The sequence below is a fragment of the Paraburkholderia phosphatilytica genome (genome assembly GCF_003443895.1).
GTDB lineage: Bacteria > Pseudomonadota > Gammaproteobacteria > Burkholderiales > Burkholderiaceae > Paraburkholderia > Paraburkholderia phosphatilytica.
The window spans coordinates 15911-28804 of sequence record NZ_QQOA01000063.1 but is presented as its reverse complement, the minus strand read 5'-3'; the positions used below and the strand labels follow the sequence as shown (position 1 = coordinate 28804).

General features: G+C 65.8%; 11 protein-coding genes. 6 read left to right on the top strand and 5 right to left on the bottom strand.

Annotated elements, in window-relative coordinates:
• From DVS29_RS34840 to DVS29_RS34815, 6 genes are all read left to right on the top strand, one after another.
• The coding region (locus tag DVS29_RS34840) for a transposase (RefSeq protein ID WP_205962584.1) at window positions 1-245 on the top strand (245 nt) is incomplete at its 5' end.
• 27 nt (window positions 246-272) lie between these two features.
• Window positions 273-1643, top strand: coding sequence for an acyclic terpene utilization AtuA family protein (locus DVS29_RS34835; protein WP_118185552.1), 1371 nt, complete (start codon window positions 273-275; stop codon window positions 1641-1643).
• Window positions 1640-1960 carry an AtuA-related protein gene (locus DVS29_RS34830; RefSeq protein WP_118185550.1) on the top strand — a complete coding sequence of 107 codons (321 nt, stop codon included), beginning with the start codon at window positions 1640-1642 and terminating at the stop codon, window positions 1958-1960. The genes DVS29_RS34835 and DVS29_RS34830 overlap by 4 nt, the downstream gene beginning before the upstream one ends.
• A gap of 253 nt (window positions 1961-2213) precedes the next feature.
• A complete protein-coding gene (locus DVS29_RS34825; protein ID WP_118185548.1) occupies window positions 2214-2891 on the top strand; it encodes a response regulator transcription factor in 678 nt (225 codons plus the stop codon).
• A 20-nt stretch (window positions 2892-2911) separates the two neighbouring features.
• Window positions 2912-4303, top strand: a complete 1392-nt coding sequence (locus DVS29_RS34820; protein WP_240655959.1) for a sensor histidine kinase — start codon at window positions 2912-2914, stop codon at window positions 4301-4303.
• Window positions 4304-4375: 72 nt separating this feature from the next.
• On the top strand, window positions 4376-5098 hold the full coding sequence (locus DVS29_RS34815) for a winged helix-turn-helix transcriptional regulator (protein WP_118185546.1): 723 nt from the start codon (window positions 4376-4378) through the stop codon (window positions 5096-5098).
• Here the strand turns inward: DVS29_RS34815 and DVS29_RS34810 are convergent.
• The 5 genes from DVS29_RS34810 to DVS29_RS34790 all read right to left on the bottom strand — a co-directional run bounded on the left by DVS29_RS34810 (window position 5088) and on the right by DVS29_RS34790 (window position 12779).
• The gene (locus tag DVS29_RS34810; protein ID WP_240655958.1) at window positions 5088-6023 is read right to left on the bottom strand and encodes a hypothetical protein; all 936 of its coding nucleotides are present in this window, start codon (window positions 6021-6023) and stop codon (window positions 5088-5090) included. The genes DVS29_RS34815 and DVS29_RS34810 overlap by 11 nt on opposite strands.
• A 440-nt stretch (window positions 6024-6463) precedes the next feature.
• On the bottom strand, window positions 6464-6730 hold the full coding sequence (locus tag DVS29_RS34805) for a DUF4148 domain-containing protein (RefSeq protein ID WP_205962583.1): 267 nt from the start codon (window positions 6728-6730) through the stop codon (window positions 6464-6466).
• A 146-nt stretch (window positions 6731-6876) separates the two neighbouring features.
• Window positions 6877-8322: an efflux transporter outer membrane subunit gene (locus DVS29_RS34800; RefSeq protein ID WP_118185541.1), complete on the bottom strand. Its 1446-nt coding sequence runs from the start codon at window positions 8320-8322 to the stop codon at window positions 6877-6879.
• Complete coding sequence (locus tag DVS29_RS34795) at window positions 8315-9553, bottom strand: efflux RND transporter periplasmic adaptor subunit (protein ID WP_118185566.1); 1239 nt, start codon at window positions 9551-9553, stop codon at window positions 8315-8317. Before DVS29_RS34795 ends, DVS29_RS34800 begins: the two co-directional genes overlap by 8 nt.
• The gene (locus DVS29_RS34790; protein ID WP_118185568.1) at window positions 9543-12779 is read right to left on the bottom strand and encodes an efflux RND transporter permease subunit; all 3237 of its coding nucleotides are present in this window, start codon (window positions 12777-12779) and stop codon (window positions 9543-9545) included. The genes DVS29_RS34795 and DVS29_RS34790 overlap by 11 nt, the downstream gene beginning before the upstream one ends.
• Window positions 12780-12894 lie beyond the last annotated feature (115 nt).

Here is a 12894-nt window from a genome sequence, read left to right as displayed (position 1 = left end):
TTCTGCAGCAACACTGCAACGTGCGGCTGCATTACACACCGACCTATACCTCCTGGCTAAATCAGGTGGAAAACTGGTTCGCGCGTATCCAGCGCGACGTAATCGCGCGAGGCGTCTTCACCACCGTTAAGGATCTGGATCGCAAACTGATGCGCTATATCCGTGAGCACAACAAGAATCCGAAACCGATCAAATGGAAGTACAACGATCCATCGCGGCGAATTCGCCCGGTGCCATTTCAATGACGCGATGGACTAGTGAGCTGACCCAGCATGACAGCTGCCAATCCCCGACGCATCGTGCGTCTCGGCGCCGGCGCCGGTTACTCCGGCGACCGGCTCGAACCGGCCGTCGAACTCGCCGAGCACGGCGCGCTCGACTATCTCGTCTTCGAATGTCTCGCGGAACGTACCATCGCGCTCGCCCAGCAGGCGCGGCGCGACGATCCCGAGCTTGGCTACGACCCGTTGCTCGAAGCCCGCATGCGCGCGGTGCTGCCCATCGCGGCGCGCAAGGGCGTGAAGATCATCTCCAACATGGGCGCGGCCAACCCGCTCGCGGCGGCGCAGGAAACCGCGTATATCGCCGGCGAACTGGGCTTGACGAAGCTGACGGTCGCGGCCGTGTTCGGCGACGACGTGCTCGAGCGCGTGCTCGACGGCGACTTCCGCTTCGAGGAAAGCGGCGACCGCGTGCGCGCGTACGCCGACCGGATCGTGTCGGCGAACGCGTACCTCGGCGCGGCGCCGATCGTCGCCGCGCTCGAGGCGGGCGCGGACATCGTGCTGACGGGGCGCGTCGCGGACCCGTCGCTGTTCGCGGCGCCGCTGATCCACGAGTTCGGCTGGCGTTTCGACGACTGGGACAAGCTCGGGCAGGCAACCGTCGTCGGGCATCTGCTCGAATGCGCGGGGCAGATCACCGGTGGCTATTTTGCGGACCCGGGCGTGAAGGACGTGCCGTCGCTCGCGCGGCTCGGCTTTCCGATCGGCGAGGTGTCGGACGACGGCAGCGTCGTGATCACGAAGCTCGCGAACACCGGTGGCGCGGTCACTGAGGCAACCTGCAAGGAACAGCTGCTGTACGAAATCCACGATCCGAAGCGCTACCTGCAGCCGGACGTCGTCGCGGACTTCAGCAACGTGAAGGTCGTGACGCAGGGCCGGGATCGCGTGCGGGTGTCGGGCGGTCGCGGCGACCCGCAGCCGTCCACGCTGAAGGTGTCGGTTGCGTATCTCGACGGCTACATCGGCGAAGGGCAGATCTCGTATGGCGGTTCCGGCGCCGTTGTGCGCGGGCGGCTCGCGCTCGAGATCGTGCGCGAGCGGCTCGCGTTGACGGGCGTCGATGCGAGCGAACTGCGCTTCGAACTGATCGGCGTGGATTCGCTGTATGGCCCGACGCTCGGCGCGAACGCCAGCGGCGGCGCGGAGCCGTTCGAGGTGCGCGCGCGCGTCGCCGGCCGCGCGGCGAGCCGCGAGGAAGCGGCGCGCATCGGCAACGAAGTCGAGACGCTGTACACGAACGGCCCCGCGGGCGGCGGTGGCGTGACGAAGCAGGTGCGCGAGGTGCTAGCGGTGCAGTCGGTGCTGCTGCCGTGCGACGACGTCGAACCGTGGTATCAGCTCGTGGAGGTGGTATGAAGCTGCGTGTACTCGCGCATTCGCGCACCGGCGACAAGGGCGACACGCTGAACGTGTCGGTGATCTGTCATGACGCTCGCGACTACGCGCATCTGCTCGCGCACGTCACGCCGGAGCGGGTGAAGGCGCATCTCGCCGACATCGTGCGCGGCGAGGTGCTGCGGCATGAGCTGCCGCAGCTCGGCGCGTTCAACTTCGTGCTGCGCCGCGCGCTGGGCGGTGGCGTGACGCGCTCGCTCGCGCTCGACGCGCACGGCAAGTCGGTGAGCAGCGCGCTGCTCGACCTCGACATCCCCGAGCCGCCGCCGCGTGGCTGAGGCGAAGGCCAGGGCCGAAGCGGGCATCGCGCCCGCTTTCTAAATTTATTTTCATGAAACGGTTGCCGTCGTGTCAGCCGGCGCCGCTTAACCTTGCAATTGCTGTACAACGGGCGACGCGGCGCATGGGGCAACGCGCGCCCGACGAGGATCCGCCGGACCGAACACCGTTCCGGATTGCGCCGGGTGGTATCCTCGACCGTTCGAGGAACCGCTCCGCAGGGTTCGTCCTTGCGCAACGCAGGTCACCATCATGTTGCGAGTGCTCACCATCGAAGACGACGAAATCGCGGCGAATGAAATCGTCAGCGAGCTGCAACGCCGCGGCTTCTCGGTGCGCTGGATCAGCAACGGGCGCGACGGCATGTCGCACGCGCTCAATGAAGAGTACGACGTGATCACGCTGGACCGGATGCTGCCCGGCGTGGACGGCCTCACGATCCTGACCACGATGCGCAGCATCGGCATTACCACGCCCGTGCTGATGCTGAGCGCGCTCGGCGACGTCGACGAACGCGTGCGCGGCCTGCGGGCAGGCGGCGACGATTACCTGACGAAGCCGTTCGATCCGGAAGAGATGGTCGCGCGTCTCGAAGTGCTGCTGCGTCGCCGCGCGGCGCCGGTCGCGCAGCAGGAAACCGCGCTCGTGGTCGGGCCGATCGAACTCGATCTGATCTCGCGCAAGGTGCGCCGCGACGGCGAGGAAATCGCGCTGCTGCCCACCGAGTACCGGGTGCTCGAATACATGATGCGTCACGCGGGCCGCACGATCACGCGCACGATGCTGTTCGAGGCGGTGTGGGGCTATCACTTCGACCCGGGCACGAACCTGATCGACGTCCACATGGGGCGCCTGCGCCGCAAGATCGATCCGCCGGGCGTCAAGGCGATGATCCAGACGGTTCGCGGTTCCGGCTACATCCTCGGCTAGACACACGCTGCACACATGCAATGACTATCGCACCTGGCACCGGCCTCGAGCGCCGCTGGCACACGACCACCTCCCGTCTGCTGTCGGTCTATGGACTGATCTTTTCCATTTCCGTGATGGCGCTGTTCGGCGCGATGAGCCGCTTCGTGACTGGCGAGATGGAACGCCAGAACGACATCGTGATGGACTGGCAGCTCACCTACCTGAAGTCGATCCCGACCACCGATGTGGCCGATGCCGTTGAACGGCGCATCGAGCGCGAGCACATGCACGCGGCCTATTACGGGCTCTTCGATGCCAACGGCAAGCGTCTTGCCGGCGACGTCATGAGCCTGCCGCCCGGCCTGCCGCTCGACCGCACGCCGGTCACACTGGCGCATACGCTGCCCGTCGGTCCCGGCGACCCCGCGCCCGTGGTGCGCGCGATGGCCGACCGGCGCGCCGACGGCGACACGCTGCTGGTCGCGCGCGATCTCACGCATATCCTGCGCATCCGCGACGACCTGGTGAAGACGCTGATCTTTGGCGGCATCTTCTGTCTGGTGGCGGGCGTGGCCGGCGGCCTCGCGCTGAGCGTGCGGCAGATGCGTCGCGTGCGCGAGATTCGCCGCGCGACTCTGCTGATCGCGCAAGGCGACCTGAACCAGCGGCTGCCGACCGGCGGCCGCGACGAACTCGACATGCTCGCGCACCTCGTCAATCACATGCTCGATGAAGTGGAGCGGCTGATGACCGAAGTGAAGGGCGCGTGCGACGGCATCGCGCACGACCTGCGCACGCCGCTCGCGCACGTCCGCACGCTGCTCGCGCATATCGACGAGCGCGCGCAGCAACGGGACGACCCCGCATTGCAGGAGATGCTGACGCGCGCCCGCACCGAAACCGACCAGCTGCTCGAACGCTTCCGCGCGATGCTGCGGATCTCCGAAATCGGCACGTTGCAGCGGCGCGGCGCGTTTGCCGAACTGCAGCCCGAGGAATTGATCCGCGACGTCTGCGAGCTCTACGAGCCGCTCGCCGAGAGCCGCGCGATCACGCTCGCGGTGGAGACCGAACCGGTCGAGGCCATTCATGGCGATCGCGCATTGCTGTTCGAGGCGCTGAGCAACCTGCTCGACAACGCGGTCAAGTTCACGCCCGAGGGCGGCGCCGTGCGGATCGAACTGCGGCAGACGGCGCGCGGCCCGCAGATCGATATCGTCGACAACGGACCGGGCATTCCGCCGCATGAATGGCACGCGGTGATGCAGCGCTTCTATCGCGGCGAGGCGACGCGGCATATTGCCGGCTCGGGGCTGGGCTTGAGCGTCGTGTCGGCGGTGATGCGCGTGCACGACTTCACCGCGCGCATCAGCGCGGCGGATCCGGGCACGCGCGTGAGCGTCGAATGCTGGTCGAGAACCTTGGCCTGACGCGAGCGTGCTGGTGCGCTCGCGGATGGTCAGATAACAACGTCGAAGTACTCACCATCGGCACACCATCTCATGCGTATTCTTCTCGTGTCCCAACCGCATGCCGAGGCCGCATGGCTTCACAAGGCATTCCAGGAAAGCGCGCACAGTCTGCAGCGCGCGGACGATCACCGCGACGGCATCTTCCTCGCGACCCATGAACCCTTCGATGCAATCGTCGCGCTTGCGACTGAACCCGGCGCGCATGCGTCGCTGATGAGCGCGTTGCCTTCGTTCGCGACGCTGCCGAACGGACCGATCGTGATCGCGATCGTGCGCAGCGTCGGCACGCAGGATCGCGTCCATATGCTGCGGATGGGCGCCGACGCGTGCTTCTCGCATCCGTGGTCGTTCATCGAGATTCACGAGCGGATCATGGCGCTCTATCGAGCCGCGGGCACGCGCGGCGCCGCGGCGGGTGCGTCGGCTGATGCCTCGTCGTTGCAGGCATCGCTCGGGCTCGATGCGGCCACGCGCGAACTGGTGGACGGCGACGAACGGCTGCCACTGACGCGGCGCGAGTATCAATTGCTCGAGTGTCTGCTGCGGCAGGCGAACACGCCCGTACCGCGCGAACAGCTGATGCGGTACGCGTGGTCCGAGAAGGACGACGTGGATCCGGCCAGCGTCAACCTGGTGGTGTCGAGGTTGCGAAGGAAACTGGCCAGGCTGTTTCCGCATGTGCACATCGAAACGGTCAGTCGGTTCGGGTATCAGCTTTCTGTCGTGGCGCGACGTATTGCGTCTAGAACGTGACCGCCGCATGCAAGCTGGCAATCGCCGCGGCATTCAGGCGGATCTGATAGTTCTGCGAGTAGTTGAGCGTGTAGCCCGTCGTGCCGGTTGCCGCGACCGGGTACGGGTTGCCGCCCGTCAACGTTCCTGCCTTGACGAGGCTCCCTTCGTAGACGTTGCCATTCAGCTCGTAATAGGTGCGATAGGCCGGCGTCGTCAGGTTCGGCCGGACATTCGTCGACACGTAGGTCGTTACGCCGTTGATCGTGGATACCGTGCCGTTGGAGAGCGTGTACGTCGTGTTGTCGACCGTCGACTGGATGCCGCCGGCGGACATCAGCGCGGCGATGGTCGTGCCGGTCGCGACGGGTGTCGGCGTATTGCCGGTCGTGGTGCCGGTGTAATCCGAAACCGTGTAACTGTCGTTGATCTCGGTGTTGTTCAGCTTCAGGTACGCCGAGCCGGCGCCCCACGTTGTCGTCGAATTGAGCAGCGCGGGGTTGAAGTAGAGCATGCCCAGGTACTGCGCGAGGTCGCTGGGTGCGGACGCGACCGTGCCGCTCAACGGCACGATCGAGTAGCCGCTGCGCAGGACGCTGTCCACGACGGTCGTGCCGTCGGTCGCCAGCACGTCGACTCTGACGCCCGTTCCCTGATAGCTGATCACGCTTTGAGTGGTCGAGGCCACGACGATTGCGCCGTTGATCACGTAGCGCCCCGGCACGATGTACGCGGAGGTCAACGTCGACGCGAGCGTGGCAGGGGCGGTCTCGGTGACTTTCTGCGGGCCTGCGGTCAAAGGCGATGCGGCCATCGACACATGCACCTCGAACAGATAGTTGACGGTAGTCGCCGGTGTACCCGAAGCCGGCAGCGACTCGCCAACGCTGTAGGTTGCGTTGGGCGCAAGCGTGAACTGTTCGAATGCCGTCTGATCCGCGCTCAAGGTCGGCTGAGCCGACGCCGTGCTGCTGCTTCCTCCACCGCCGCCGCAACCCGCTAAAGCTGCGACCAGACCCGCTACCACGATTAATCGTAGCCCCGTGCTCGTTCTCATTGTTGCCCTCGGCTCTTTTCGTTGTCTCTATTCCGCGGCGTTACGCGCGGTCTTGTCTTTCTGGATGCACGTCTAGTGCTTTCAACTTCGCTCAAGCAAATAAGCTGACGTTTGCACCGAACGGAAAGTATCGGAAAGGTGGTTGCGGCGTCTACGGTCTGGTGTGCGCATCTGTGCGCGGGCAGACATTCACTGTGCAAGTGGATGGATTGCGGAAGGACAACGAAAGGACGACGAAAGCGAAAGCGCCCATGACTGGCATGGGCGCGATGCGGCTGGAACCGACGGGGAAGGGAAGAGCCGCGGCCGGCCGCCGGCGTTAGCGCGAATCAGTGTGCGTACAACGTCGAGTTCAGATATTGAAGCTGACCGTCCTGCTCGGCATGCACGAGTTCCTGATACACCTCGGCGCGCGTTTTCTGATGCACCGGCTGGCCATATGGCGCTACCCATTGGCCGTCATAACCGGGCGTGGCGACCTGCGCGACCTGATAGGTGGCCGTGTTGTTTCCGGACGGCGCCGGGTTGCTCTGGGCAAACACCGAACCCGAGATTGCGAGACCTGCCACTGCGAGAGCCATCGTAAACGATTTCATGTTAGTCATCCTGATCAAGAGCGAGATTGGAAAGAAGTGCGTTCGGTGCGTCGGTTGGCTTCAGTCGCGCATCGGACAGGAATCAGGATAGTGGTGGGCGACTAGCGCTCCGGCGATACGAATATGAAAAGATGTTCATCTGCCGTTCAGGTTCGTTCGTTTGACCAACCGCCGCCGAGTGCCTGCACGAGCCGCACCGACGCCACCAGCCGCCGCGTTTCGAGGTTCGAAGCGCTGACCTCGCTGTCGAGCTCGGTGGTCTGCGCGGTGACGACGTCGAGGTAGCTCACCACGCCGTCGCGATAGCGCGACATCGCGAGCGTCAGCGTGCGTTGCGCGGCGCTTAGCGCGTCCTGCTCGTGAACGGATTCGTCGCCGAGATGGTGGAGCAGCGCGAGGTTGTCTTCGACCTGCTGGAATGCGAGCAGCACGGTCGCCTTGTACTGCGCGCCGTTGACGCGAAGCTGCGCCTCCGCTTCATGTGTGATCGCGGTGCGCCGGCCGCCGTCGAACAGCGTGAACAGCATCGTCGGACCCACCGACCAGATCTCGTTCGGCGCCATGATCCACGGCGATAACGCATCGCTCTGATAGCCGCCGTCGAGCCCGAGCGACAGGTCCGGAAAAAACGCCGCCTTAGCTACGCCGATCTTCGCGTTCGCGGCTGCGACCTGCCGTTCCGCCGACGCGATATCGGGGCGGCGCTGCAGCAGGCTTGCCGGAATGCCGGTCGGAATCTGCGGCAGATAAGGCTGCGAGATATCCGGTGCCAGCGCGAATTGCGATGCGGGTGTGCCGGTCAGCGTCGCGATCGCGTGCTCGTACAGTGCGCGCCGCGCGCGCGTGTCGTCCGCGGTGGCTTGCGCGGCTTCCAGCTGGTTCTGCGCGCGCGATACGTCGAGTCCGGACGCAATGCCGCCGCGATGCCGGCTCAGCGTCAGCTTCAGTGCGCGCTGATAAGTGTCGACGGCATCCGCGAGCAGCTTCTGCTGTTCGTCGAGGCCGCGCAGATCGAAGTAGTCGCTTGCGAGATTCGCCTGCAGGCTCAGGCGCAGCGACGCCAGATCGTCCGCGCTGGCCTGCGCGCTCGCCGTGCCCGCGGCCACTTCGTTGCGGACCTTGCCCCACAGGTCCAGGTCGTAGTCGAAGCCCACTTGCGCCGTGTTGGCGTCATAGGAAGAGGGTTCTTTAGCACCGAAGCGCAGCGGCCGGCGCTCGGATTGCCGGTCGCGTTGCACCTGGACCTCGCTGCCGATCGTCGGCAGCAGGCCCGAGTGCGCCTGGTCGACATACGCGAGCGCCTTGTCGTGCCGCGCGACGGCCGCGGCGACGTCGGGGTTCGCCGCGGCCACCTTCTGTTCGAGACCGTCGAGTACGGGGTCGTGGAAGACGGTCCACCATGCGCTGCGCGGAATGCGGTCCGACGGGTGCGCGGGTTGCCACTGGCCTGCTTCCTTGAAGTGCGTCGGGATCGCTGTGGCCGGCGCGTGGTAAGTCGGCGCGAACGAGCAGCCGCCTAGCGCCGCGAGCGAAAACACGAGTCCTGCAAGCGTCGCGCGCGCGTGCAGCCTGGTCTTGAATGCGCTAGCCATGCGTGGGCTCCGGCGCGGGTGCGCGGCTCGCGTCCTGCTGGCTGCCGGAAGACGCATCGGCCTGACCCTGGCCCTGCGTTTGCGTCTGCGCGAGACGCACCACGTCGCCGTTGGCGAGTGAATCGGGCGGGTTGTCGATCACCCGATCGGCGCTGTCGAGCCCGGAACCGATCACGACCCGCGTGCCGAGGTCGGTCGCGATGGTCACGTTCTTGAGCACGGTGTGATCGTTCGAGCCGACGGTGGCGACCTGCAGCCCGTGATCGCGGAAGATCAGCGCGCTCGCGGGAATCTGCAGCGCGTTCGGGTTCGTCGGCAGCGAGAAATGCACCTGCGTGTATTCGCCGGGCACGAGCAGACCCTTGCTGTTGTCCACCAGCAGCTGCACGAGCAGCGTGCCGGACGAAGGCGTGATCGCGTCGTCGGTATCGACGAGCTTTGCGTCGAACGTGATGCCGGGCCGTTCGGGCACGGTCAGCGTCGCGGTCATTCCCGGCCGGATCGCCGCCGATTCCGCTTGCGGCACGCTCACGTAGACGCGCAGTTGCCGCGCGTCGGACACCGTGAACAGCTGCGGCTTGTTGCCGCCGCCCGCGTCGATCAGCGCACCCACGTCCGTATCGCGCGCGGTCACGACACCGTCGAACGGCGCGACGATCCGCTTGAACGACTCGAGCGCTTCGAGCCGCGCGACGTTGGCCTGCTGCGCTTCCACTGTGGCCTGTTTCGCGGCAAGGTCGCTCGTCTTCTCGTCGGTTTCCTGCTCGGAGACCGAGTCCTGCTTGAGCATCTGGGTCCAGCGTTTCGCGGTGCTCGCCGCGAGCTTTTCATTCGCGATCGCGTTCTGCAGGTCGGCGCGCGCCTGCTGCAACTGCTGGTCGAGGTCAGGCGTGTCGATCACCCCGAGCAACTGGCCCGCCTTCACCGGCGTGCCGATGTCCGCGTACCACGCATGCAGATAGCCGGATACGCGCGCATAGATCGGCGCGTTGATGTACGCGGCGAGGCGCCCCGGCAGCACCAGCGACTGCGTGGCACCCGGCGGCGTCGGCGCGATCGCGGAGACCGTGGGCACCGCCTGCGCGTCGGTCCACGCGGCAACTTCATCGTGCGTATGGATGCGGCTCGCAATGCCGCTCGCGACGATGCCGGCGGCCACCAGCAGCGCGATGAGGCCGGCGAGCTTCAGGTTCAGGCGTCGCGGCGAACGGACGTCGATTTCAGTGGACATGCGATTCTCCTGGAACGAAGTCGGGTTGATCGAGTTGAACGCCATCGTTGCGATGCACGAGGCTGAAGACGACGGGCACGAACAGCAGCGTCGCGAACGTCGCGCACAGCAGGCCGCCGATCACGGCGCGGCCGAGCGGCGCGTTCTGTTCGCCGCCGTCGCCGAGCCCGAGCGCCATCGGCGCCATGCCGATGATCATTGCGAGCGCGGTCATCAGCACCGGGCGGAAACGCGTGAAGCCGGCTTCGAGCGCGGCGACGAGCGCGTCGCCAGTCGCCGCGAGACGCTCGCGCGCGAAGCTCACCACCAGAATGCTGTTCGCGGTCGCGACGCCCATGCACAGGATCGCGCCGGTCAGCGCGGGCACCGAGAGCGGCGTGTGCGTGGTGAACAGCATCCACACGATGCCGGCGAGCGCGGCGGGCAATGCGCAGACGATCACGAACGCGTCGGCCCACGAGTGGAAGTTCACGACGATCAGCAGATAGATCAGCAGTACGGCGCCCGCAAGACCGAACAGCAGCCCGGTGAACGCGCTGTTCATCGTTTGCACCTGGCCGCGCAGCGTGACGGTGGAACCCTTCGGCAGGTCCTTCGCGGTCGCGTGGATCACCTTCTGGATACTCGACGCGACGGCGCCGAGGTCGCTGCCCTGCGTGGTCGCGAACACGTCGTAGAGCGGCTCGATGTTGTAGTGCGACACGACGAGATCGCCGACGCCGCGCGTCACTGACGCGATCGCGCCGAGCAGCTGCGACTGGCCGTCCGCGCCGTTGATCGTCAGGTTGTCGAGCGCGGACAGCGACGTCAGCTGGTACTGCGGCGTCTGCGCGACGATCGGGTAGACCACGCCGTTGCGCGGATTGAGCCAGAACGTCGGCGCGACCTGCCCTGTGCCGGACAGGCTCGCGACGAGCGAATCCGTCACGTTCGCTTCGGTGATGCCGAGCTGGTCCGCGCGCGAACGGTCCACGGAAACCGTGAACTGCGGATAGTTCGACGCCTGCTGGATGCGCGGATCGGCGACGCCCGCGATCATCCGGATCTTGCGCAGCAGCTCGACGGCGTAGCGCTGGTTCGCCTGCTGGTTGGGACCGGCCACCTGCACGTCGATCGGCGCGGGTGCGCCGAAGTTCAGGATCTGGCTCACGATGTCGGCGGGCAGGAACGCGAAACTGGTGCCGGGGAACGCGCGCGGCAGCACCGTGCGCAACTGCTTCACGTAGTTCGCGGTGGGCGCGTGATCGGGCTTCAGCGACACCAGAATGTCGCCGTCCTGCGGACCGGTCGTGCCGCTGTTGTTGTACGTGAGGTTGATGCCGCTGTTCGGCAGACCGAGGTTGTCGACGATGCTGGCAATCTGGTCTGGCGGGATGGTGTGGCGAATCGCGTCTTCCACATGATCGGCGAGATCGGCGGTGTCCTCGATGCGCGTGCCGGCCGGGCCGCGCATATGGATCGCGATCGCACCCGAGTCGATGTCCGGGAAGAAATTGCGGCCGAGCCAGGGCGTCAGCACGCCGAGCGAGATCGCCACCGTCGCGAGAAAGCCGATGATGAAGCGCCGCCGGTTGGTGAGCGCGATGCCGAGCACCACGCGATAGACGCCGCGCGTCCGCTCGAAGCGATGCTCGAACGCGCGCTGAAAGCGCACCAGCGGGTTGCGCGACCGCGGTACGTGATCGCGCGAACCGTGCGCCGCCATCGTGGCCGCGAGTTCGCCTGATGCGTGGCCGCCCGACGCATGCGGACGCAGCAGATACGCGGCCATCATCGGCACGAACGTGCGCGACAGCACGAACGACGCGACCATCGCGTAGATCACGGCTTCGGCCATCGGCACGAACAGGAAGCGAGCGATACCGTTGAGCAGCAGCATCGGCACGAACACGATGCAGATGCACAGCAGCGATACGAACGCGGGCGTCACGATCTGCGCGGCGCCGTCCATGATCGCGGTGCGTACGTCCTTGCCCTGTTCGAGGTGCCAGTTGATGTTCTCGATCGTCACGGTGGCGTCGTCGACGAGAATCCCGACCGCGAGTGCAAGGCCGCCTAGCGTCATCACGTTCAGCGTTTCGCCGGCAATCGAAAGGCCCGCGATCGCGCTTAGCACCGCAAGCGGAATCGACGCGGCGATGATCAGCGTCGAACGCCAGCTGCCGAGAAACAGCAGGATCATCAGCGAGGTCAGCGCGGCGGCAATGATGCCTTCGCGCGCCACGCCGCTCACCGCGCCTTTGACAAAGGTGGACTGGTCGGCCATCGTGACGATGCGCAGCGAAGACGGCAGCGTCGCTTCGATACGCGGCAGCTTGGCCTTCACGCCCGCGATGATGTCGAGCGTCGACGCATTGCCGTTCTTCAGGATGCTCATCAGCACCGCGCGATGTCCGTCCACCCGCACGATGTTGGTCTGCGGCGGATAGCCGTCACGCACGTGCGCGACGTCGCGGATGTAGATCGTCGAGCCGTTGATCGTCTTGATCGGCAGGTCGTTCAGTTCCTGCAGCGCGAGCGGGCTGTTGTTCAGCTTGATGTTGTATTCGAAGCGGCCAATCTTTTCGGTGCCGGCCGGCACGATCTGGTTCTGCTGCGCGAGCGCGCTGGCCACGTCCTGCGCGGACAGGTGCTTCGCCTGCAGCGCCTGCGGGTCCAGGTCGATCTGCACTTCGCGCGTTTTACCACCATATGGCGTTGGGATCGCGACGCCCGGCACGCTCAGCAACTGCGGACGGATGAAGTTGCTCGCGTAGTCCGCGAGCTTCTGTTCGTCGAGCTTGTCGCTCGTCAACGCGATCTGCAGCACGGGCACAGTCGACGCGTTGTAGTTCAGGATCTGCGGCGGCGTCGTGCCTGGCGGCATCTGCTTCAGCACCGTTTGCGACACGGACGTCACCTGAGCCGTGGCGGTGCGGATGTCGACGGTCGGCTGGAAGAAGATCTTGACGATGCCGTAGCCGCGGAACGACTGCGACTCGATGTGCTGCACGTCGTTGACCGTGGTGCCGAGCGTGCGTTCATAGTAGGTGACGATGCGGCCCGCCATGTCGTCCGGCTGCAGGCCCGCATAGGCCCACACGACGCTGATTACGGGAATGCGGATGTCGGGGAAGATATCGGTTGGCGTGCGCAGCGCCGACAGCGGGCCGGCTATCAATATCAGCAGCGCCAGCACGATGAACGTGTAAGGCCGGACGAGTGCTAACCGGACGATTTTCAACATCGACGACGACTCCATGAGGGACGCGCGAAATCCGCGCGTCCGGTTTGGCATCCGCATTCGGGCGAACGAATGGGCTGGAGTCCGTATTGTCGGCAGAGGGTGCTAACGTCCGGCG